At 58.9% G+C, this 19,086-nt stretch carries 26 protein-coding genes, 3 tRNA genes and 1 pseudogene; 21 read left to right on the forward strand and 9 right to left on the reverse strand.

What is annotated here, in order from left to right:
• Positions 1-251, forward strand: a pseudogene (locus Tam1G_RS08565) (integrase catalytic domain-containing protein); the annotation flags it as partial.
• A 37-nt stretch (positions 252-288) separates the two neighbouring features.
• On the opposite strand, the gene Tam1G_RS08570 reads toward Tam1G_RS08565, so the two are convergent.
• Entirely contained in the window at positions 289-594 is a 306-nt protein-coding gene (locus Tam1G_RS08570) for a hypothetical protein (RefSeq protein ID WP_101626192.1), read from the reverse strand.
• A gap of 376 nt (positions 595-970) precedes the next feature.
• Here Tam1G_RS08570 and Tam1G_RS08575 point away from each other — a divergent pair, with 376 nt between their 5' ends.
• The 6 genes from Tam1G_RS08575 (at position 971) to Tam1G_RS08600 (ending at position 4,082) form a co-directional block, all read left to right on the forward strand.
• Positions 971-1,267, forward strand: coding sequence for a hypothetical protein (locus tag Tam1G_RS08575; protein ID WP_101626193.1), 297 nt, complete (start codon positions 971-973; stop codon positions 1,265-1,267).
• A 110-nt stretch (positions 1,268-1,377) separates the two neighbouring features.
• Complete coding sequence (locus tag Tam1G_RS08580) at positions 1,378-1,692, forward strand: hypothetical protein (RefSeq protein WP_133124999.1); 315 nt, start codon at positions 1,378-1,380, stop codon at positions 1,690-1,692.
• Between the two features lie 98 nt (positions 1,693-1,790).
• The gene (locus tag Tam1G_RS08585) at positions 1,791-2,117 is read left to right on the forward strand and encodes a hypothetical protein (protein WP_101626195.1); all 327 of its coding nucleotides are present in this window, start codon (positions 1,791-1,793) and stop codon (positions 2,115-2,117) included.
• Positions 2,104-2,301, forward strand: coding sequence for a hypothetical protein (locus Tam1G_RS08590; protein WP_101626196.1), 198 nt, complete (start codon positions 2,104-2,106; stop codon positions 2,299-2,301). Before Tam1G_RS08585 ends, Tam1G_RS08590 begins: the two co-directional genes overlap by 14 nt.
• Positions 2,279-2,470: a hypothetical protein gene (locus Tam1G_RS08595; RefSeq protein ID WP_101626197.1), complete on the forward strand. Its 192-nt coding sequence runs from the start codon at positions 2,279-2,281 to the stop codon at positions 2,468-2,470. Before Tam1G_RS08590 ends, Tam1G_RS08595 begins: the two co-directional genes overlap by 23 nt.
• A gap of 322 nt (positions 2,471-2,792) precedes the next feature.
• Positions 2,793-4,082, forward strand: coding sequence for a P-loop NTPase family protein (locus Tam1G_RS08600; RefSeq protein WP_165781962.1), 1,290 nt, complete (start codon positions 2,793-2,795; stop codon positions 4,080-4,082).
• Between the two features lie 239 nt (positions 4,083-4,321).
• On the opposite strand, the gene Tam1G_RS08605 is transcribed toward Tam1G_RS08600, so the two are convergent.
• Positions 4,322-5,899 carry a tyrosine-type recombinase/integrase gene (locus Tam1G_RS08605; RefSeq protein WP_101626199.1) on the reverse strand — a complete coding sequence of 526 codons (1,578 nt, stop codon included), beginning with the start codon at positions 5,897-5,899 and terminating at the stop codon, positions 4,322-4,324.
• 194 nt (positions 5,900-6,093) lie between these two features.
• Here Tam1G_RS08605 and Tam1G_RS08610 point away from each other — a divergent pair, with 194 nt between their 5' ends.
• Positions 6,094-7,398 (forward strand): class I SAM-dependent methyltransferase, encoded by a 1,305-nt coding sequence (locus Tam1G_RS08610; RefSeq protein WP_101626216.1) that lies wholly within the window; start codon positions 6,094-6,096, stop codon positions 7,396-7,398.
• A gap of 38 nt (positions 7,399-7,436) precedes the next feature.
• On the opposite strand, the gene Tam1G_RS08615 is transcribed toward Tam1G_RS08610, so the two are convergent.
• Both Tam1G_RS08615 and Tam1G_RS08620 read right to left on the reverse strand, forming a co-directional pair.
• Positions 7,437-7,512: transfer RNA gene (locus Tam1G_RS08615), tRNA-Phe, on the reverse strand.
• A gap of 37 nt (positions 7,513-7,549) precedes the next feature.
• Positions 7,550-7,623, reverse strand: a tRNA-Asp gene (locus Tam1G_RS08620).
• 240 nt (positions 7,624-7,863) lie between these two features.
• Between Tam1G_RS08620 and trmB the strand changes: the two genes are divergently transcribed.
• A complete protein-coding gene (gene trmB / locus Tam1G_RS08625) occupies positions 7,864-8,745 on the forward strand; it encodes a tRNA (guanosine(46)-N7)-methyltransferase TrmB (protein WP_101626200.1) in 882 nt (293 codons plus the stop codon).
• 160 nt (positions 8,746-8,905) lie between these two features.
• Positions 8,906-8,977, forward strand: a tRNA-Glu gene (locus Tam1G_RS08630).
• 210 nt (positions 8,978-9,187) lie between these two features.
• Here Tam1G_RS08630 and Tam1G_RS08635 read toward each other — a convergent pair.
• Positions 9,188-10,321, reverse strand: coding sequence for a site-specific integrase (locus Tam1G_RS08635; protein WP_165781963.1), 1,134 nt, complete (start codon positions 10,319-10,321; stop codon positions 9,188-9,190).
• A complete protein-coding gene (locus Tam1G_RS11680) occupies positions 10,318-10,749 on the reverse strand; it encodes a helix-turn-helix domain-containing protein (protein ID WP_165781964.1) in 432 nt (143 codons plus the stop codon). The genes Tam1G_RS08635 and Tam1G_RS11680 overlap by 4 nt, the downstream gene beginning before the upstream one ends.
• Before the next feature lie 127 nt (positions 10,750-10,876).
• Between Tam1G_RS11680 and Tam1G_RS08640 the strand changes: the two genes are divergently transcribed.
• Positions 10,877-11,065, forward strand: a complete 189-nt coding sequence (locus Tam1G_RS08640; protein ID WP_101626202.1) for a helix-turn-helix transcriptional regulator — start codon at positions 10,877-10,879, stop codon at positions 11,063-11,065.
• 2 nt (positions 11,066-11,067) lie between these two features.
• Positions 11,068-12,174: an AAA family ATPase gene (locus Tam1G_RS08645; RefSeq protein ID WP_101626203.1), complete on the forward strand. Its 1,107-nt coding sequence runs from the start codon at positions 11,068-11,070 to the stop codon at positions 12,172-12,174.
• 43 nt (positions 12,175-12,217) lie between these two features.
• Here the strand turns inward: Tam1G_RS08645 and Tam1G_RS12025 are convergent, their stop codons facing one another.
• The 3 genes from Tam1G_RS12025 to Tam1G_RS08660 form a co-directional block, all read right to left on the reverse strand.
• Complete coding sequence (locus tag Tam1G_RS12025) at positions 12,218-12,352, reverse strand: hypothetical protein (protein WP_279324914.1); 135 nt, start codon at positions 12,350-12,352, stop codon at positions 12,218-12,220.
• 92 nt (positions 12,353-12,444) lie between these two features.
• Positions 12,445-12,672 carry a hypothetical protein gene (locus Tam1G_RS08650; RefSeq protein WP_165781965.1) on the reverse strand — a complete coding sequence of 76 codons (228 nt, stop codon included), beginning with the start codon at positions 12,670-12,672 and terminating at the stop codon, positions 12,445-12,447.
• 1,555 nt (positions 12,673-14,227) lie between these two features.
• Positions 14,228-14,674 (reverse strand): helix-turn-helix domain-containing protein, encoded by a 447-nt coding sequence (locus Tam1G_RS08660; protein ID WP_101626206.1) that lies wholly within the window; start codon positions 14,672-14,674, stop codon positions 14,228-14,230.
• A gap of 60 nt (positions 14,675-14,734) precedes the next feature.
• Between Tam1G_RS08660 and Tam1G_RS08665 the strand changes: the two genes are divergently transcribed.
• The 9 genes from Tam1G_RS08665 to Tam1G_RS08690 all read left to right on the forward strand — a co-directional run bounded on the left by Tam1G_RS08665 (position 14,735) and on the right by Tam1G_RS08690 (position 19,024).
• Positions 14,735-15,058, forward strand: coding sequence for a helix-turn-helix domain-containing protein (locus tag Tam1G_RS08665; RefSeq protein ID WP_239512457.1), 324 nt, complete (start codon positions 14,735-14,737; stop codon positions 15,056-15,058).
• A gap of 86 nt (positions 15,059-15,144) precedes the next feature.
• Complete coding sequence (locus tag Tam1G_RS11685) at positions 15,145-15,318, forward strand: hypothetical protein (protein WP_165775776.1); 174 nt, start codon at positions 15,145-15,147, stop codon at positions 15,316-15,318.
• A gap of 41 nt (positions 15,319-15,359) precedes the next feature.
• A complete protein-coding gene (locus Tam1G_RS11690) occupies positions 15,360-15,515 on the forward strand; it encodes a hypothetical protein (RefSeq protein WP_164514792.1) in 156 nt (51 codons plus the stop codon).
• A complete protein-coding gene (locus tag Tam1G_RS08670; protein ID WP_101626207.1) occupies positions 15,512-16,705 on the forward strand; it encodes a helix-turn-helix domain-containing protein in 1,194 nt (397 codons plus the stop codon). Before Tam1G_RS11690 ends, Tam1G_RS08670 begins: the two co-directional genes overlap by 4 nt.
• A complete protein-coding gene (locus Tam1G_RS08675) occupies positions 16,702-17,229 on the forward strand; it encodes a WhiB family transcriptional regulator (RefSeq protein WP_101626208.1) in 528 nt (175 codons plus the stop codon). The genes Tam1G_RS08670 and Tam1G_RS08675 overlap by 4 nt, the downstream gene beginning before the upstream one ends.
• Positions 17,230-17,272: 43 nt before the next feature.
• Complete coding sequence (locus tag Tam1G_RS08680) at positions 17,273-17,869, forward strand: ParA family protein (protein ID WP_165781966.1); 597 nt, start codon at positions 17,273-17,275, stop codon at positions 17,867-17,869.
• Positions 17,870-17,873: 4 nt separating this feature from the next.
• Positions 17,874-18,113: a hypothetical protein gene (locus tag Tam1G_RS11960; protein WP_165781967.1), complete on the forward strand. Its 240-nt coding sequence runs from the start codon at positions 17,874-17,876 to the stop codon at positions 18,111-18,113.
• Between the two features lie 106 nt (positions 18,114-18,219).
• Positions 18,220-18,627: a transcriptional regulator gene (locus tag Tam1G_RS08685; RefSeq protein WP_101626209.1), complete on the forward strand. Its 408-nt coding sequence runs from the start codon at positions 18,220-18,222 to the stop codon at positions 18,625-18,627.
• A 73-nt stretch (positions 18,628-18,700) separates the two neighbouring features.
• Entirely contained in the window at positions 18,701-19,024 is a 324-nt protein-coding gene (locus Tam1G_RS08690) for a hypothetical protein (RefSeq protein ID WP_101626210.1), read from the forward strand.
• The last annotated feature ends 62 nt before the right edge of the window (positions 19,025-19,086 follow it).

Here is a 19,086-nt window from a genome sequence, read left to right on the forward strand (position 1 = left end):
CCGGCGGCCCCGGCTTCATACCCGACGACAAGCGAGAGGAGATCGAACACACGCTCGCGACCGTGAACCCGGCCGAGCTCGTCCGCCGCATCCACGACATCCAGGACCGGCTCGAAGCACTGGCGGCACCGCGCACCGCGCGGCTGGCCAGACGCATGGGCCCGGACATGGCATACTTGAACAAGACGCTCGCCCGGATCGCGGGCGTCGAACCGGAAGACGACGAAACCCCACAAGCCGACGCGGACTAGGATTTCACGCTCACCACAGGTGAGGCACCACTCCGGATTACGCGCTCATTTTCAAATGAGGCACCTCGACGCTGGCCCATTGGTTCTGATGCCTGTTGCCCGAGACGTTGTTGCCCGTGATGGCGTCTGCAATGTCTTTGTCTTTTTTCGTGGGCATCTCATTACGGCTCAGGAGGGGCAGGCCCAAGGCCTTCAGCGCAATGGCGGCAATCTGCTCTGCCTTATCGGAAATGTCTTCCCGTATGATTTCCATCGGCAGGTTCTCATCTATGGGCAAGTCGAAGGGTTCATCCGTTATCTTGCGGAACCGTATCGGATTATCCGCGAGGCCTATGTACTTCACGTTTGCCTTTCTTGGCCGGTCTTTCCGGTCTCACCATGTTAATATCTGCCACGGTGTCTTTTCGTCACCTACAGGCCCCTTATAGGCCCCGTTTTCACGGCCTCCGCAAGCGGCTTTTTGGGGTTATGTTACGTGTTTGTAAAACTTATGTTACGAACATGTTAACTATTCCTTGTTTCGCAGAAACCCCCAGTCTACCGGGGTTTTTGAAAAACGCGCTGTCCGATATTCCCACGGTGACACGTCGGAAAGGCCGATGTGAGTACATGAAAGGACATTCATTATGGATGGCAGGATTTCTCGGCTCGTTCTTCCTACGGGCGCTTTTTTGATGCGCGTCGTTTGCCTTCAGGGCTATAAGGATACGGAGCCTCAGATGGAACGCGGGGCTGACGGCAAGCCCTCCAATACTCAGAAGCTTGTCGATGGCAAACCGGTTTACCCACTGCGCGGTGTGGTCGTGCAGATTCAGAATGATGCCGGGGCGTGGGTCGTGGCCGATGGCATCAGCGTCAAGTCCCGTGTCGTCAGGGATTGGCCGCAATACATACCGCTCGCCCCGGCTGGGGAAAAGGTCATCGTAACACCATACGCCGCAGTGAGCGGCAAGTATGCCTCGGTGCGCTATAGCGTCATCGTGGACGACCTTGAACCGGTGCAAAGCGGTAAGTAATCGGACTGGTACGACTGGCGGGGCTTCGGCCCCGCCCCTCGTAAGGAGGTGTTTTTATGGCTATTCCCAGCGGTGTTGTGCCTCTCGCTGAGGCATTGCAAGGAACGGACATGAGCTTGTCCGAGTACGTGGGGCTTTGGCACCATTTCGGCAATAAACCCATTGCGGTAGAAGGGCAATGGGGGTTTATCGGAATGATGACCCTTGACACTGCCATTGCCGAGGGCGTGCTGTTTGAACCGCTCGCGGTCGCATTCAACGCGGGATTGATGCGCAAGGGCATAACCGACATGCGGCATATGCAATCGCAGATGCTGCGCGATGGCGAAACACACGACACGCTTGCTGAGCAGATGGAGCGTGAATGGCGGCGCGAGAAACGCGAGGAAGCCCAGGAGCTTCGATGGGAGGCTTCGCATGATTGAGCTTCTTGCGTCTTTTTCCCTCGGCTTTTTGCTGGGGCTGATAACGGCGGCGGTGTTGTTCGTCGCGTTGGTTTGGATTGACGGAAAGGACTTTCATCATGGACGGAAAGAAGCGGCCCGTGAAAGCGTGGCTGGAGCCGGGAACATACTCAGCGCTCAGGATGTGGGCTGCGGCGATACCGGGCATGACCATCTCAAAACTGGTGGGGGTGGCGGTGCGCCGGGAACTGGCACGGCTACAGGCTCAGCAGAACCCCCTCGACGTGACGAACCCCGACCGGCTGGAGTCGATAGACGAGACGGAGATAGACCCGCGCGTGGCGAGCGTATCGAGGTCTCTAAGGGCGGCTACGAGCGATGGCGGCGCGAACGGGCTGAGGCGGGGACTGCGCAAGGTTCGGAGGCGGGCTGATGACGGCGCATGACGTACTGGAATGGTTGACCACTACGCGCGTGCCGGTATGGGTTGCTGTCCTTGCTCTTGTTATTGGGCTTTTCGCCCGCGAACTGGCCGAGGCTTGGAACCGCGACCGCGAACGGGAGCGGGCCTATAAGGCCTATTGGGACGAGAGGGGGGGTGAGAACAATGATGAGGATTATCGACGGTGACGTCTATGTCAGTCAATCCGATGTAGCGGTGTTGGGTGAGGTCTCGGACACACAGATTATGCGGCTGACGGCGCAGGGCGCTTTCCGTGATTCCATCCAGCGACTGAACGGGCGGTATTGGTACCGGCTCACCGACATGCTGTCGTGGCGTAGGTCTCGGCAGAAGTGATGTCCACAAATGTGGACACTGGGGGGAAGTTCCCCCGTGGCCCCCGCGTCAGCGGGGGTCAAGCCCCCGTAGGGGGCGCAGACGCGACGGGCGGCTTTGCCGCCCGGGCGCGCAACATTACGGGGGAACTTCCCTACAAAATGGTGAAAACCGTTGGAATTATTGGCCTCGCGGGGCTTTTTAACTTCGCTACAAAATGCAGGGAACTTCCCTACAAAAAAATTATGTATGGAAATGCACCGTGTGCTTGGTCTGGATGAATATGTTTCTCCGGCATTTCGAGCATGGCGGGAACTTCCCTACAAAAACGGAGGTGCTTGGAATGGCTTTGTCTTTCGTGCGTGAAATCCGCTACCCGTCGAAGCAGAAGATTTCGCAGTTGAATCACGACATGAATGCCTCGGCATGGTTCATCACCATTCCATCGAAATACGTCCATGGGGATGTTCGTATCATCACAAAGGTGTTGGAGGGGCATCCGTCGTGGGTATGGATAGGTCAGAAAGAAGAAGGGGATGGCTCCACTGTTTGGAATCCGGAAACGGGGAAATGGGAAAAAGGGCCTCGGCCTAAAGCCCTCGATGGCACTTGGTTATACGGGGATGGCGGCAAGTATAATGGCATGAGGCATTATTGCTTTTTCGTCGCTACCCCTCAGATGCGCGGCGGGACTTTTGCGAAATCTTTTCCAGACCAAACGGACATTGAAGTGGCGCGTCGTCCTGAGGCGGCACAGCTGTACGTATCGAAAATGGAGACGCGAATAGAAGGCCCTTGGCAGTCTCCCGGCTTTGAGTTTCCCAAGCAAGGCAAGCGAACGGATTTGGCTACCCGCGATGACGCGGTGAAAAGGGTTCTCGCGGGCGCTGACCCGGACGAATTGATGAGGAAAGACCCGAAGTTGTTGGCCTTTGCAAAACATTTGGATAGGGCCTATGAGATTTGGATGAAGGAGAGGGGAAAAGGTATGCGTGATGTGCATTGCCTGTACGTGTACGGTGAAACCGGCGTAGGAAAATCTTTGTGGGCTTGGCTCTATGGTAAGCGGCATGATAGGGACGTATACAGGTTGACGGATTACGTACATCCTTGGGATGCGTACCGGGGTGAGTCCGTGGTCATCGTCGAGGATTTCGACGGCAGGATGAGGCTCGATGATGTGTTGCGTTGGACCGACCGTTACCCTGTGGAGCTGACGGCCCGTTACGCGAATAAGCATGCGTTGTATGACACGGTGATATTCACGTCTAATAAGCCTATGAGCGGCTGGTATGGATACGACGAGTTTGAGCCGAAACAGGGGCCGATAAACCGACGCATTAGTACGGTGTGTGCGTCGCTCGGCTCGGACGGGGACACGATTAGCTTCCGTCATGTCGCAGGCCCTGAATGGATTGAGAAGCTCGCGGATGAATCGTTGCGGGCAATGATAAGCGAGTCCACCGGCGTGGCTCCCTCGGACGCTGACAGTCACGGGCACATTGAGAAGCCTGAAGCGGCTCCGGTCGAGAAGCCTCAGCCGGTGGCGGATGATGAAGCGTGTCCCGTAGACATGTCCAGTCCAACGGCGTTGCCGTTCGTGGTCGGGGCTGATGGTATCCCGATTGATTGACCCCGTAGGGGCGTGGTACGGGGCCGTAGCGGTACGTCGTGCTGGTAGTGACGCATAAGCACGGGGCGGCGGTGCGCGGACGATGTGCCGCAAGCCGAACGGTGCCCCCGCCGTGGAGCCGTGCTTTGCCGGTGGAACGGCGGGGAACGTGCCGGGCGGCGGCGGTGCGTCCGCATGTGCCGACGATGCTCGTGCGTTGCGTTGCGTTGTGCGTCGCGTACCGCGCTCGTACCACGCTGTTAGTTGTAGTCGGGTTCCTCCTCGATGGCCTGTAGCTGTCCGGCTGTGAGGTAGCTTTCCTCCGGCTCCTTCGGGGCTAGCTCGCTGTCGATTAGCTCGATGGCCTCCCGGCGCTTCTTTTCCGTCGTGTGCGTATACCGCGCGGTCACGTCGGCTTCCTTCTTATGCCCGAGTATGTCTTTTCGCACGGCCCAATCCACCGAGTGCATTTCCATGATGGATTCGGCTACATGCCTGTTGTCGTGTTGCCTCCATCTCCACGGCCCGTACCATGCGCCGCTCCATTGCTTCTTCGTCATTTCTTTTTCATTCGGCCATTGACGCGGCTTGCCCGTCTTTTTGCTCCGGGCCGTATCGTCTCGCACGGCCCAGTTGTGATAGGCCAGAAGCAGCTCCTGCCATATGCTTGTAAGATACGACGGTTTGAAATGCGTCCCCCTGCCGGTGTGGAAAACCCAATCTGTAGGCTTCCCCCGCTCATTGTCTCGCTTGGCTTTTAGCACATCGGCTATCGTGCTCGACATGGGTAGGAGCCGTGATGCGGATTCGGTCTTACCTCCGGACGTCTTGATTATCGCTTTCCCCTTCACCTCGATAATGGTGCGTTCGGCAACGCTCACGCGCCGGTGGTCGAAATCAATGTCTCTCCATTGTAGGCCCAGCACTTCCTCGCGGCGCAGGCCCATACCCATTTCCATGAGGTATAGCGCATAGAACCGGTGGAACCGGTTCGTTTGCTTCTCCCCTGTGATGGGGTCGGTGACGGTCGGCTCGGCTAACCATAGGAGTAGGCCCGGCGCATTGCTAATCCAGTCCTCAGTGTGCTTCGTTTGTGCCTTGCGCACCTTCGGCGCGGTGGGAATGTGCAGGTACCGCGTAGGGTCGTCTGTCGCTTGTATCCATCCCTCGCGGACGGCTAAGTAGTATATGCCCTTCAGCACTTTAGCCGACTCGGGTATCGCATCCACGACGGCTTGTAGTTCGGCGGTGCTGTATGAGCCGATGCTTTTGTCGGGTAGCTTCTTGCCCACGGATGCTATCTGCTGCTCATAGGTGTAGCGCGTGTTGTCATTGATGTTCCGCTTCTTCTTGTCCTCCCAGAAAAGCGCTATGGCATCGCTGAGCCTGTGCGTGCGTGGTGTACCGGTCTTGCCGGTGGCAAGCTTGCGACGAAGATTCTTTTTCATCGCATCCACGGCCATCGACTTGGCCAGCTCATGGACGGCCGGGTTCTCCTCTTCGGGCACGTCCGGCATGGGGGCGCTCCCCGTTACTTGTCGCCAGTCCCCCGAGGCTGTGCGGTAACAGGTGTAGGCCCGGTACTTCTTTGTGCCGTGCGTGTTGACCACCGTGATGCTTGGTGCTAGCGTAGCGTGGCCCCGCGAGGCCGTTAGGCTGGTGTCTTTCATGCTTCCATGATAAAGCGTCGGGTAAAAAGAAAAACCCCGATTTCGGGGTTTTGTCAGGCTCAAAAACGTTGGAATTTCGCGGTTTCTTATGTCTCCCTCAAAATCATGCGATAGACCATAGGTGCTCTCCTTTTTGAGCTCGTACCTGTTTGGAAGCCATTCGTTCATTGAATGACCTAACGGTTCCTCAGTCTAGCGCCGTCTGTGAGCGTTAACCTGAAAACACGCTGAGAACGTTCTTTACAATCAGACATTTCTCTGAACGATGAGATTCACGTAACGGTCCGATTTACACAAAAGAAGACTAGGATATCGTCGCGGTTGGGATTGTGTTCGCCTATGTGGAAATCGAGGTGGAGTATATGGCAAATGGAAAGTCAATGTCCGTTGCGGAAATGGTGGAACTGTTCATAGACCGCTCGGCACCAGTGCGCGTCGATGCATTCGACGGTTCGCATTTCGGCCCCAACAACGCCGACCTGCATATTCGGATCACCAGCCCGAACTGCATGTATCAATTGCTGGCTCATCCAAATGAAATCGGCGTGGTTCGCGCATATGTGCTTGGCGACTTCGACGTGGAAGGCATCGATTATGCCAACCCCTACCCCGCCATGCGCAAACTCATCTCTCTAGCCAAATACGTCAAGCCGGTCACGCCGGTTTCGTTCGCACGAGTTTCCGCGGGCATTCTCAGCCACGGATTCAAGAAGCCCACCGTGCCTTCCACCGAGGGGCCGAGCAAGTTTGCCCGTATCAAGCAAGGGCTGATGCCTCATACGGAAAAGGCCGACTCCGAAACGGTGAGCTTCCACTACGACATGTCCAACGAGTTCTACGCCGACTTTTTGGGCCCATCCATGACCTATACCTGCGCTGTATTCGACAATGAGCAGATGAGTCTGGAAGACGCGCAGGCCAATAAGCTGCGCTTGATTCTCGACAAACTGGGCCTTCAACCGGGCGAACGTCTGCTGGATATCGGCTGCGGCTGGGGGTCGATGGTCATTACCGCCGCACGCCGTGGCATCAAGGCTTTGGGCGTCACGCTTTCCAGAGAACAGGCTGCATACGCGAACGAATGGATCGCACGCGAAGGTCTGCAGGATTTGGCCGAAGTGCGCGTACAGGATTATCGCGAAGTTCCCGAACGTGATTTCGATGGCATCTGCTCTATCGGCATGATGGAGCATGTAGGCACCAAGAACTACCAGAGCTACTTTGGGGAAATGTCCCGTCTCCTGAAACCGATGGGCCGTCTGCTCAATCACCAGATCACCATCAGCCACGACAAGCCGAACGGCAAGCCCGGCACCGATGAATTCCTCGATCGATACATTTTCCCGGACGGTGACCTCGGCGCCCCTGGATTCATTGAGTCCTGTATCCATGATGCCGGATTCAATGTGGTGCATCAGGAGAACCTGCGCCAGCATTACGCGCTGACCCTCCATCATTGGAATCAGAACCTTTCCGCGCATTGGGATGATGCAGTCAAGCAGGTTGGTTTCGAACGCGCTAAGGTCTGGGGTCTGTATATGGCAGCCTGCGCTTTGAACTTTGAGCTCGATGGTATTCAGATTCACCAGTTCCTAGCGGTCAAGCCGGATCGCATTGGTCATCCGGACGGCAAGTGGTATCCGCTGCGCCCGTGGTGGAAGGCCTGAGAACGAAAAAGCCCCGCTCGAAAGCGGGGCTTTTGTAGTGGTGGCTCCGAACGGCGTCGATCCGTTGACCTAGCGATTTTCAGTCGCTCGCTCTACCAACTGAGCTACAGAGCCATTGAATAGTTCGCTTGCAACCAAGCGGCCATCCAAGCGACCCCGGCCGGACTTGAACCGGTGACCTCCGCCGTGACAGGGCGGCGCTCTAACCAACTGAGCTACGGGGCCGTGTTGTTTCTGTCTTGCGACAGGCAACAGATAGATATAATACTGAAAATCAGGACTTACGCAAACTTCGGCGTGTCTGGCTATTTTCCAACGATTTACAGCGAATCATTCAGCACCACCCCACCGGACCTACACCTTGGCATAGCGGGTGGCACAATGGTCAAATAGCAATTCCGCATCACGCAGCCTACTCAATGCAGTACGGCACACCATCCTCTCAACGAAAGGCCAAGCAGCATTATGACCGAACCCAATGCCGCCATCGAGCAGGCGCAAAACATCCAAGAGGCCACCGACGCTCTTGAAGCAACGCAAACCACAGCGCCCTCCCACCCCATCCATAAGGTGCTGTCCTTCGTTCGCCGCTCGGCACGGCTCGACCCCCGCCTGCAGCGCGCATGGGACAACTACACCGACACGTACCTGTTAGACATCGCCGCCGGCAACGCCCGACTCGATGTGCGAGAGGGCTTTGCTCTCAGCAAGGAATACATCCAATCAACTTGGGGCAACAGCAACCCTCTGATTGTGGAGATCGGCACCGGACAGGGCGAAAACGTGGTCGCTGCCGCAGCAGCCCATCCGGAAACCAACTTCCTGGCCCTTGAGGTATACGACCCCGGCGTGGCACACACCCTGTTGCTGGCCGGCAAGCAGGGCCTTACCAACATTCGCATCGCTCAAGTCAACGCCGCGGAACTTTTCAAGGTTACCGAACCTAGCACCATCGCGGAAGTGTGGACCTTCTTCCCGGATCCCTGGCCCAAGAAGAAGCACCACAAGCGCCGCATCGTGCAGCCTGAGCTCGCCGGCAATATCCATAACGCGCTGGCGGATGACGGCGTATGGCGCATCGCCACCGACATCGAAGATTATGCACTGCATGTGCATGAGGTCATGGACCACCTTGACGGATGGCAGAACATCGGCACCATCACCGCAAGCCTGCCGCTGGAGCACGTCGGCAAAGGCAATGCCGACATGGCTGCCGACATGCCACACGCGGATTTCACCGAATCCGAGCGTTTCAGCGGACGAGTGCTCACCAACTTCGAGAAGAAGGGCCTGGAAGCCGGTCGAGTGATTCATGACTTCACCTACCAGGCAGTCACTCTTCGCTAAGCGGTTGGCCACGACTTGGCTGCAGCAAAGGGACGGAAAAACATTTTGGCCATTTATGTACTTCCGTCCCGCAAAACCCAGTAATTTCAATGCGACACGCCGTAAACCACGCTGGATTTGCACGAAGGGCAAGCCACCAGTATAGTTAATCGAGTTGTCCGCCCCCATCGTCTAACGGTTAGGACACCAGACTTTCAATCTGACAACGAGAGTTCGACTCTCTCTGGGGGTACTTCAACAAAACCCTTGAAAACATTGGTTTTCAAGGGTTTTTCTTTTTTCTTTTGATACAGGTTTGATACAACCATCCAAAGCCCCGACACGAGCACAATCCGGCCCCACCTCATTCGGAGCCGCAATCAGAACGCAATCGGAACACAATCAGAACAGCAGAAATGGCGGAATTCCGCGTTTAGCACATTCGGAACACTTGGAACACCGGTCACTCGCCGTCTGCGTCCATCTTCCTCGCGGATTCCTCCATGTCGCTGTCGTAGAGGTCGGCGTAGGTCTCCATCGTCTGGGAGAACGTCTTGTGGCCCGCCACGCGCTGGACGAGCTTCGGGCTGACCTGCATGTGGATCGCCAGGCTCACCGCCGTATGGCGCAGATCGTGCAGCGTCATCCAGTCGGGCACCCCGTCCGTCAGCCTCACGGAAGTCGTGAACCATCCGGTGCGGGAGTCGGGATGGCGCATGTAGTCGTCCTGGCTCAGCGATCCGCCGTCGTTGACCGCTCCGGGACGCTCGAACACCAGAGCATCATGGTCCTTGCCCTCCATGCGTTCCCTGAGCCTCTCCTGAAGCCGGTTCGGAGGGAAGGGGACCGTCCTTTCCTCATGGTTCTTCAATGCCCCGACCTCGAGCCCGCCACCGGTCCACACCGCGTTCTCCCTGACCCGTATGCGGTGGTTCTTCAGATCGACGTCTCCGACCCTGAGAGCGGTTGCCTCGCCTATGCGAAGTCCCGTCAGCCCCATGAAAAGCACCAAGGTGCCGTATTTGTTGCGCCTCCTGTCGGCTTCGGCGCTAAGGGCCTCCAACTGGGGCATCTCCAGATACACCCTTCTTTTCTCGGTATGAGGGACCGGGACTCGGACCCCTTTGCATGGGTTGGACGGAATCCTTCGGTCGTATACCGCCGATTCGCATATCTGACGCAGGACCCCCAACGCGTAGCCGACCTGTTTTGCGCCGACCGACTCGCTGATCTCGCTCACCCACTGCTGCACGTCGCTACGGCGAATCTCGGAGACACGGGCCAACCGCCACTTCGGCAGCACCCAGTTCTTCCACACCCCGGCATCCTTGACGTAGCTCGACGGGGCCACGACGCCCTTGCGACCGAGAAGCCAGGCTTCGCCGAGCTCCCCTATCGTCACGCGCCCGCTGTCCGGATCCCTGTAGCTGCCATTGTTGAGGGATGAGCGGATTTCCGCAAGAAACGCTTCGGCGTCACGCTTGAGCCGGAAACCGCGTTTAACCCGCTGCCTATGCTGGTTGTCGGTGTACTTGACCATCCAGCCGATGCCGCCAGGAAACTTCTTGGCCTTGTAGGAGTAAACGCCCGTGGTCATCGAGGAGCCCTCTCGCCGGCAGCGGGAACAGGGGACGAGCGGCGTCTGAACAGGGCATCCTGACCCTCTTCGCCGGAATCCGGAAGTATCCCATGACGGGACAGGCAGAGGCCCCATCTCCAAACGTCAAGCGAATTCGGGGATTCCGGCAGCCCGGTAATCATGCAGTCCACCTCGGCGGAGGCTGTTTCGGGAAGCAGCAGCGACAGCGGCGACACCTCAAGAGCCACGGCAAGCGCCGTCAGGTCATCCACCGTGACGCGCCGAAGCCCTATTTCGATGTTTCGCAGCTGGGTATGGACGATGGGATGGCCGGCATCCGCCAGCCTTCCCGCCAACGTTCTGTATGAGAGCCCCAACGCCTTCCTGTACCTCGACACGTTCGCGGCGACTATGCTGCCCGTGGCCTCGTTTTCTCTCTGCGTCATGCCATCCATCATAAGACACCGATATCGAATGGCCCGTGCGTGAGCTACGTGACAATTGACCACCATACGTAATGTATGTAATATAGTTACATTCGTTACTGTTTTAGTTACATTTAGGAGGCAGTTCATGTCGGAGCAGCTGATAACCCGTTCCGAAGCCGCGAAAATGATGGGGAGAACGCCGGGATACCTCGCAACGATGGCCTATCGGAAGAAGGGGCCGCGCTTCATCCGCATGTCACGTAGATGCGTGATGTATGACCCGAACGACGTGAGGGAATGGATCGAATCCCACAAGGTTGAGACCGAGGAGTAACCGTGCTGGACCAGAAGAGCGCCGGGGCGGCACATGAGTCGCCCGAAGCGGCGGACAGATCGGACGGCTTGGTCTTCAAACTGGAGAGCCGAGCGGATGTGCACGTCACCAGCCTCTGCTACATCATGTATCCGTGGCTTGTGAAAGGCGGGCTCAACGTACTGTCCGGAGCCGGGGGCAGCAGGAAGACGATGTGGGCGCTGTTCGTTCTCGCCCAGGCCACACGGGGGCTTCTGAAGGATGAGAACGGCGACAGGGTCCCTCCGATGAAGGTGCTCTACGTCCACCAGTACGAGGACGTGCCCGAGTCGATCATCTATCCCAGATTGGATATGATGCATGCGGACTCGTCAAAATACCGCCTGTTCTCGATGAAGCAGAGATCACCGATAGACGGATCCCTCATTCCCGCCTACCCACAAGCCGAGGAAATCAAAAAAGGGCTTGAAAAAGCCGTTCTCGAATGGGATCCGGATTTCATCATCATCGACCCGATTACCCTTCTCATCGATGGGGACACGAATTCGAGAAAGGACGTGCAGCCCGCTCTCGTCTTCTGCAACGCCCTGGCTCAGGCGAGACGGCCGAGGGCCATACTCGGAATACACCACTGGAACAAGGCAGGGATATTCTCCGGAAGCCAGAAATTCGAGGACACCTCGCGTTCGTTCATGGATATAGCCGTTGACCCGACAAAACCGGAGTCGTCCATCGTGACCATCGGGAAGGCCAACAACAATGGGAAACGTTCGATGCGAATCATATCCGTCACCCGCCCGTATACCTACGACGACGGCAATGTAAGGGATATACAGATCATCGAGGGAATGGAGGACTCAGAACTGACGGTGGATGCAATCCGTCAGATAAGAGCCAGCGGCGATGATACGGATGATGTTCTGGAGCAGGATGCATGGCTCCGTGATTATCTGGGAAGTCACGGACGAAACGGGGTGCCGAGAAAACAGGTGATTGAAGAGGGGGCGAAGAACGGATTCTCGGAATCACAGCTTAAACACGCGATGAACCGGATAGGCGGGAAATCACAACGCGTGCGGAAAGCCGGGGCGGGATGCCTCTGGGTGCTACCTCAGAGACAAGAGTCATAAGAAGAAAGCCACATGACCAATCACAGATCAAAACCCACACCAATCAAAGCCAAAAACCACGACCAAGGAAGAGACCAACAAAACCAAGCCAAAGAAGAACCAAGCCAAAAGCCAAAGAAAACACCAAACCATACCCAACAAACAGAAGAGATGCACTTCTTGCACCCATGCCCTTCAAGGCACCACCTTTCGGCGGAATTCCAACGGAGTTAGCGTCCCTCGTGAGTTTCGGGTCCGATATCGGCGCGGGATTCCGTCGTCACCCCGGCGCTATGCCAGGTTTTCCATCGCCTCCGCTATGCCGCGGGTGAGCCTTTCGGCCTCCTCGCGGGTGAATTGGCTTCTCGGTGCGGTCGGGTCGTGCATGAGGTAGCGCCACACGTCCCGTCTGCCGTGCCTGCACGGCTGTTTTTCACACCGCACGACCAGTTCGATCAGCCCCTTGCGTTTGAGGGACCTTGCGGCCCGTTCCCGTGAGCGCTTCTCGCTGTCGCCCATCCCCGGCTCCGTCACCGGGACCCCGCGCCATCCGGCCGCGCGGCACCGCTCCAGCAGTTCCCGCTCCACGCGCCCCAATCCCCTGCTCATGGCCAGACCCCATCCTAAGTGTTGTATCGTTCGCCCATCCCTAGACGAACGATACAACACTTGCACCCCGTCGATATCGGCGCACACGTTCCAACCCCGTCGATATCGGCTCAAAAGGTGGCGTTATCAGCTGCGTAATCATTACGCAGCTGATAACGCCCCGCCGTCTGCAGGGAGGCCGACCCTACCCCCGCGTGGCACTTGGGGCCGTGGCCCTAATGCTCCGTGCTATCTGCCGGTTGAGTTCCTCGGCCTCCTCGCGGGTGAATCGGCCTTCCGGTGCGGTCGGGTCGTGCATGAGGTAGCGCCACACGTCCCGTCTGCCGTGCCTGCACGGCTGTTTTTCACACCGCACGACCAGTTCGATCAGGCCCTTGTCCCTGAGGGACCGAGCGGCCCTCTCCCGTGAGCGCTTCTCGCTGTCGCCCATCCCCGGCTCCGTCACCGGCACCCCACGCCGCCCGCTCGCGCGGCACCGCTCCAGCAGTTCACGTTCCACGCGCCCCAATCCCCTGCTCATGACCAGACCCCCGGTCTAAGTGTTGTATCGTTCGTGCATCTATGGCGAACGATACAACACTTAGACAAGCGATACAACACTTACATTCCGCCGATATCGGCGCACATGTTCCGGCCCGCGCCGATATCGGCCATCGGACTCGGAAAACACAGGCAATTTCGTTGGAATTCCGCCGAAAGGCGGTGCCCTGAAGGGCATGGGTGCAAGAAGTGCATGTCTTTTGATTTGGAGGTTGGGTTCTCTTATTTTGATGGGTTTTTCTTTGTGATGTGGTTTTGATTGGTTGTTCTTGTTGTTTGGTTGGCTTGTCTGTGTTCTTTTGGTCTGGTTCTTGCTGTTGTGTTGGTCTGGCTTGTTTCCTTTGGGATGGTGTTTTCCTTCACTCCCCTGACATGGCCCCGTTGGCCTTCGTTTTTTCTCCCAGTGCCGGAGCGCTCCGGCTTGTCGTCCGCGCCGGTCTGTTGGGATGCCGTTGACCGCTGGAGCGTGATTGTCCGCCCGATGCCTGCGGCTTCCTGTTTACGCCACGTCATCGCATGCCCGCGTTTCCGTTTCCGTCCTGCGGCAGTCGGGTATGACGGCTGCCGCGCGAAAGCCCTACGGCCTGACGGCCTCCGGTCTGCTTTCGCTTGCCTCTAATACTCCTCGGTTCCAAAGCGCAAACAGCTTTAATCCGTTCTGAATGTGAAGACGATACGAATACTACAGAGCCAAATATGTACTAATTGCTCTATATGTTGTTATTACTTACTTTCTTGGTGTTCTGATTGGTGTTCTGATTGCGTTCCGAATGGGCTGATTGTTCAGGACACGTTCCGCTTCGGAGTCATTCGCTTTTTGATACAGATTTGATACAGATAGACGTGATTTACTATGCTTTGCGTCATATATGTAACATATGAAATCCTTGATATGGCGGGGTTTTACGGAATCACGAAGCCACCTTCACGAGTTCGACTCTCTCTGGGGGTACTCGCCGGCTCCGGGTTCCACGAGGTATCGTGGCCCGGAGCCTTTTGTTTCCAACGGTTTCAGGCCGCCAGCTTGGCCTTCAGTTGCTCGCACAGGAAACCCGGCGGTGGCCACTGCCACCAAAGATGCACCTCCGTCACTGCTCATTCCGCGCATCATCTGCTCGTACATCGACGCATCCAGCAGGGAGAGCGGGGGGACGTTGAAGAATTCCGCCACTGCGGCGATATCCTGGATGGTCCAGGAGGTCTTGCCGGTCATCTTCGCGGACACGGCGCCCCTCTTCAGCCCCAGTGCCGCGCAAAGTGACTGCTGGGTCATCCCGCGGCCGGTCAGCTGCATGTTGACGTTCCAGATGAATACCCTCTGCAGGTAGTCGCCGAGTCCATTGGATTCGGACGACGGTTCGATTTTTGCCATATCAAGTCCTTTCAGATTGGAGTTGTCCAATATCGATGGACATAATCCTACAACAATGATTTGCTGCTGTGCAAGTTTCTTGATATATTGTCTATTGTGAATGGACTGACGGCAAAAATAATGGATTCTCCGATGCGTCGCTATATGACGGCGGCGGGTCTGAGCTGCCGAGACCTCGCGAGGGAGATGGGTACGTCCAAATCCTCGGTCGCGGGAAAGGTCAACGGCTCGATACCGTGGCAGCAGTCCGACCTGATCTGGCTGGCCATTCACCGAAACCTGTCCCCTGGGTATGTGCTCGGCATCGACGCCTATCTCACGGATGGCGGGTGGAAACCCGAAACGAGAATCCCCGGACCGGCTGGAACCCGGCGCGGGGATTGAACGGCAACAACCATGGAGCCGCGGGCGCGCATATCCGCCAAGATCAGACGCCCGTCGTTCCGATTCCCCGAAGGAGGGTCATCGCCATGACCGATTCTACCAATACCGCCGGCATTCGCCCGGCATCCGTCTTCGAGCCTAATCGCCAGCGCGACGCCGCGCGGCGGACGACGCGGGCCGGCGGCAAAGTCGATCTGCGCATCGCGAAGGCGCATGTGCTGTCCATGCTCGCCCACCCGTCCCGGGGCTCGCGCCGCTGAGGCGCGCGTCCGCGGACCGTTTCCCCGATACCGGCCGAACCATGTGGTGGCTGGTCGTTGCCGCCGTGTGCGTGTCCGGCGGCGTTCTCTCGTATGCGTTGTGCCGCGCCGCCCGTCTGGGCGACGACATCGGCGCGAGGCTGCGCGAACGCCGCGAAGCGGACCCGGAGCATGACGGCGGGAAGGTCGAACGATGAGCAGCAGAGCCGAGAACTGGGCATGGGAGCGCGACGACGTCAAGGGCATCACCAAGTTCGTGCTGGTGTATCTGGCCCGCCGCGCCTACTACGACGATGGCGCCGCCGCGTGGCCGAGCGTGGAGACCATCGCGTTCAACTGCGGGTGCTGTGAGCGCACCGTGATCCGTTCGTTGCAGGAGTTGGAGCGCAAGGGCTACATCAGGCCCGGCGACCAGGAGATGTCGGCGCGCAACCCGCGCACGCGCAAGCCGATCGCCAAGGGACACCGCTCGCGCGTGTGGGACGTCGTCATGGACGGCGACCACGCCGCCGAGAACATCGAGGAGAAGCCCCGGAACCTGGACGCGCTGGCGGAAGGCGACGGCAAATCGAATCCAGACAAGGACAATTTGTCACCCGACGGATTGTCACCCGAACCGAAGGGCGTGGAGCCGAGGACAAATTGTCCCGGAATCTTGGACAGAAAGTCACCCAATAGACAAGTGATAAACAATTCTCCCCTCATCCCCTTCGGGGATGCTCCCCTCAACGCCGAACAAGCCCCCACGAAGACCGAACCCGTTCCGGCGACCGATTGGGGCAAGGCCCTGCCTCCCAAGGGCTGCAGGAACCCGCTATGGGTGCCCGAACCCGGCAAGCTGCCCGAGCCGGTCACGGAACGCGCCGGCCAGGAGGTGCGCGTGCTCGACGGCATCCGCCGGCGCATGCTCGCCGTGGACCAGAGGTTCGACGTTCCGGCGACCATGGCCGACCGCAAGGCCGTCCACTCGCTGCTGATCGATCGCCCGTACGGCGAGATCGTCGCGACGATGGACTGGGCGTACCGCAACCGCTACTGGCTTCCCCGGCTCACCAGCGGCGCCAGGTTCGCCGCGAACTACGTGCAGCTGCGACTGGAAATGCTCACCCATCCCGATCCGACGGGAAAGCGGGCGCCAGACGCCCCGCTGCCGGTCGTCAAGGACCCCAACCGGGCGATACCGGTCAGCTCGTCGTCCGCAAGCCGCGTGCCGATCTACGGGGCGGCGCTGCTGCGCACCTCGCTGTGTCAGGAACACATCGAAGGCGCCATCTCGCAGGAGGCGTGCCCGGTATGCGCGTACGACAAACGCAACCACGCCACCCACGACGTCGCCGGGCGCCGCAAGGCGAAAGCCGTTGCGCCGGCGGAGGCGGTGCGGCCATGAGCGGGGACGGGCAGCGTCTTGAGGCGTGGAAGAAGGCCGGCGAATGCCGCGACTTCCCGCAACCATGGTCCGACTACCTGTGGTCGCTGGAGTTCGAGCACCGTCCCGGCGACGCGAAGGCGTTCCACTCGGTCGCCAAGGCCGTGTGCGAACGATGCCCGGTACGCGCCGAATGCCTGGCCTACGCGGCCAGCGGCGGACTCGAATGGGGCGTGTACGGCGGCAAGGTGTGCACCGACCGGCGCAGGATCGCGCGCATGGCCGAAGCCGACGGAGTCCCTTGCCGGGACCGCGGCCTGCCGTGGCCGCAACGCTGGCGGCTGCTCACGGACTGGATACGCGCCCATCGGAACGTGTTCGACGAAGCCACCGACGAGGCCAGCGCCGAACGCCAGCAACGACGCCTGCGCGCACGGGGCAGGACGGCCGATTGCCCCGACCCGCATGAGCCGTCAGGCAATCAAACATTCAAACAAGCAGGAATCCAAGCAATCAGACAAGCAGACAATCAGGCGTCCGACTGATCAGGTTCGCGTGATCGCCGGCAGTCGCAAAGGAGAAGAACGAATGCGCATCGCCATAGCCAACGCCAAGGGCGGGGTCGCGAAGACCACGTCCAGCATCTACATCGCCTCGGTCATCGTTTCCAGGGGCGGCAGTGCCGTCGTGTACGACGCGGACCCGCAGTCTAGCGCGAGCCTGTGGGCCGCCGCCGCTGAACAGACCGCGGACCCGCTGACGTTCGACGTGCTTCCGGCCAACCAGGCCACGCTCCGTCAGCTCGCCGCGGGAGCGGACCCGGACGAATGGGCGATCATCGACGCGCCGCCGCAGGGGCCGACCCTGGACATGGCCATCAAGGCCGCCGATTTCGTGATCGTGCCGGCGTCGGACTCGCCCATGGACCTCCAGCAGGCATGGAGCACCCTCGACATGGCCAGGATGAGCACGCCAGCCGCGCTGCTGCTGGTCAAGGCCGAACGCAACACGAAGGCGTTCCGCGACACCATGGACGCACTCAACGCCATGGACACGCCCCGGTTCGACACGATCGTGCCGAAGGCCCAGTACTACAAGCGTTCGCTCGGCACCAACCCGCACCAGCTGGGCGAATACCGGGACCTCGTCACCGAACTCCAGCAGATCGCCGGAAAGCAGGAGTGAGACCATGCAGGGCAACTACCAGCCACTGGCACGGCCGGTGCCGTTCGACGACGTGCTGCGTCAGCAGAGCAAGACCTCCAAGACCACGGGCGAACCGCTGGTCATGCTTTCATTGCGCATACCCGTGTCGCTCAAGACCCGGCTCAAGACCACGGCCGCCGCGCACGGACTGCCCATGCAGCAGCTCCTGCGCGACGCCATCGAACGCGAGCTCGACCGGCTCGACGGCGACGATGAGCCATAACCCGTCAGACAATCAAGCAATCCAACAAGTCAGCACCCAAACATTCAGGCAGTCAAACATGCGGACGCGATCCCGAAAGCCGATGCGTCTGCGGAAAGGAGACACTATGGACTATTCGATGGAGGTCTCCGTGCTCGGCGACCGGATCAGCATCGGAGAGGAGGCTCACGTCATCACCCTCGGCGTGAACACGGGATTCCCCGCGGGCTCCACGGCGGGAATGGCGTACACGCTCTCGCCGTTGCAGGCCCGCGTGTTCGGCGCGCAGATGCGCGCGGCCGCGGACGCCGCCGAGGGGCATCCGGGCATGCCGTCCGACGAGGAGGTGAACGCGGCGGCGAAGGTGTTCTGCGGCGGCGTGTGGAACGGGTTCGACCCCGCCAGCATGATGCCGACCGAACAGTTCGACCGGTTCTGGAACGACGGCGAGGGACACCAGCTCTACCTGGCGATCGCGCGCCACGCGCTCATCGCCGCACGCATGTCCATCCTCGCCGGGCAAAACGAAAGCTGACAAGCAGACAAGCCCACATGCAGACAATCAAACAATCCAACAATCAAACTTGCTTGCATACAGGCAAGCGAACATGCAAGCAATCAAGCAAGCCAACAAGCAGGAAAGCAAACAATCCAACAATCAGGAACGGAGCAGAACCATGAACGACAGCCACAACGAAGACGAAGCGCCCTTCGACGGCACGAGCGGAGATTCCACTCTCGAAGACCAGATGAGCGCGCATATCGCTGCCATCGCCGCCAGCGGCGTCGCCGCCGAAGCCGAAGCCCTGGCCAACCGACAGGCCGACATGGCAGCCAAGGAACGCCGCGAAACCAAGCTCGCCATCCTTGCGTCCATTGCCATCATTGGAGCCTTCGTCGTTTATGCCATCACCCGTATCGGCCGCAGCTAAAACGAGTGCGTCATCGCATATCATGGACAAATTCCATGCTGTGCGATGACGGCCAGACATAG

Origin of the sequence: Bifidobacterium imperatoris (assembly GCF_002860405.1) — a bacterium.
GTDB classification, from domain to species: domain Bacteria; phylum Actinomycetota; class Actinomycetes; order Actinomycetales; family Bifidobacteriaceae; genus Bifidobacterium; species Bifidobacterium imperatoris.

Bases quoted from the DNA above. Each gene is read 5' to 3' on its own strand.
- Tam1G_RS08575 (WP_101626193.1), top strand. From the start codon at position 971: ATGGAACGCGGGGCTGACGGCAAGCCCTCCAATACTCAGAAGCTTGTC.
- Tam1G_RS08580 (WP_133124999.1), top strand. From the start codon at position 1,378: ATGAGCTTGTCCGAGTACGTGGGGCTTTGGCACCATTTCGGCAATAAA.
- Tam1G_RS08585 (WP_101626195.1), top strand. From the start codon at position 1,791: ATGGACGGAAAGAAGCGGCCCGTGAAAGCGTGGCTGGAGCCGGGAACA.
- Tam1G_RS08590 (WP_101626196.1), top strand. From the start codon at position 2,104: ATGACGGCGCATGACGTACTGGAATGGTTGACCACTACGCGCGTGCCG.
- Tam1G_RS08595 (WP_101626197.1), top strand. From the start codon at position 2,279: ATGATGAGGATTATCGACGGTGACGTCTATGTCAGTCAATCCGATGTA.
- Tam1G_RS08600 (WP_165781962.1), top strand. From the start codon at position 2,793: ATGGCTTTGTCTTTCGTGCGTGAAATCCGCTACCCGTCGAAGCAGAAG.
- Tam1G_RS08605 (WP_101626199.1), bottom strand. From the start codon at position 5,899: ATGAACGAATGGCTTCCAAACAGGTACGAGCTCAAAAAGGAGAGCACC.
- Tam1G_RS08610 (WP_101626216.1), top strand. From the start codon at position 6,094: ATGGCAAATGGAAAGTCAATGTCCGTTGCGGAAATGGTGGAACTGTTC.
- trmB (WP_101626200.1), top strand. From the start codon at position 7,864: ATGACCGAACCCAATGCCGCCATCGAGCAGGCGCAAAACATCCAAGAG.
- Tam1G_RS08635 (WP_165781963.1), bottom strand. From the start codon at position 10,321: ATGACCACGGGCGTTTACTCCTACAAGGCCAAGAAGTTTCCTGGCGGC.
- Tam1G_RS11680 (WP_165781964.1), bottom strand. From the start codon at position 10,749: ATGACGCAGAGAGAAAACGAGGCCACGGGCAGCATAGTCGCCGCGAAC.
- Tam1G_RS08640 (WP_101626202.1), top strand. From the start codon at position 10,877: ATGTCGGAGCAGCTGATAACCCGTTCCGAAGCCGCGAAAATGATGGGG.
- Tam1G_RS08650 (WP_165781965.1), bottom strand. From the start codon at position 12,672: ATGGGCGACAGCGAGAAGCGCTCACGGGAACGGGCCGCAAGGTCCCTC.
- Tam1G_RS08660 (WP_101626206.1), bottom strand. From the start codon at position 14,674: ATGGCAAAAATCGAACCGTCGTCCGAATCCAATGGACTCGGCGACTAC.
- Tam1G_RS11685 (WP_165775776.1), top strand. From the start codon at position 15,145: ATGACCGATTCTACCAATACCGCCGGCATTCGCCCGGCATCCGTCTTC.
- Tam1G_RS11690 (WP_164514792.1), top strand. From the start codon at position 15,360: ATGTGGTGGCTGGTCGTTGCCGCCGTGTGCGTGTCCGGCGGCGTTCTC.
- Tam1G_RS08670 (WP_101626207.1), top strand. From the start codon at position 15,512: ATGAGCAGCAGAGCCGAGAACTGGGCATGGGAGCGCGACGACGTCAAG.
- Tam1G_RS08675 (WP_101626208.1), top strand. From the start codon at position 16,702: ATGAGCGGGGACGGGCAGCGTCTTGAGGCGTGGAAGAAGGCCGGCGAA.
- Tam1G_RS08680 (WP_165781966.1), top strand. From the start codon at position 17,273: ATGCGCATCGCCATAGCCAACGCCAAGGGCGGGGTCGCGAAGACCACG.
- Tam1G_RS11960 (WP_165781967.1), top strand. From the start codon at position 17,874: ATGCAGGGCAACTACCAGCCACTGGCACGGCCGGTGCCGTTCGACGAC.
- Tam1G_RS08685 (WP_101626209.1), top strand. From the start codon at position 18,220: ATGGACTATTCGATGGAGGTCTCCGTGCTCGGCGACCGGATCAGCATC.
- Tam1G_RS08690 (WP_101626210.1), top strand. From the start codon at position 18,701: ATGCAAGCAATCAAGCAAGCCAACAAGCAGGAAAGCAAACAATCCAAC.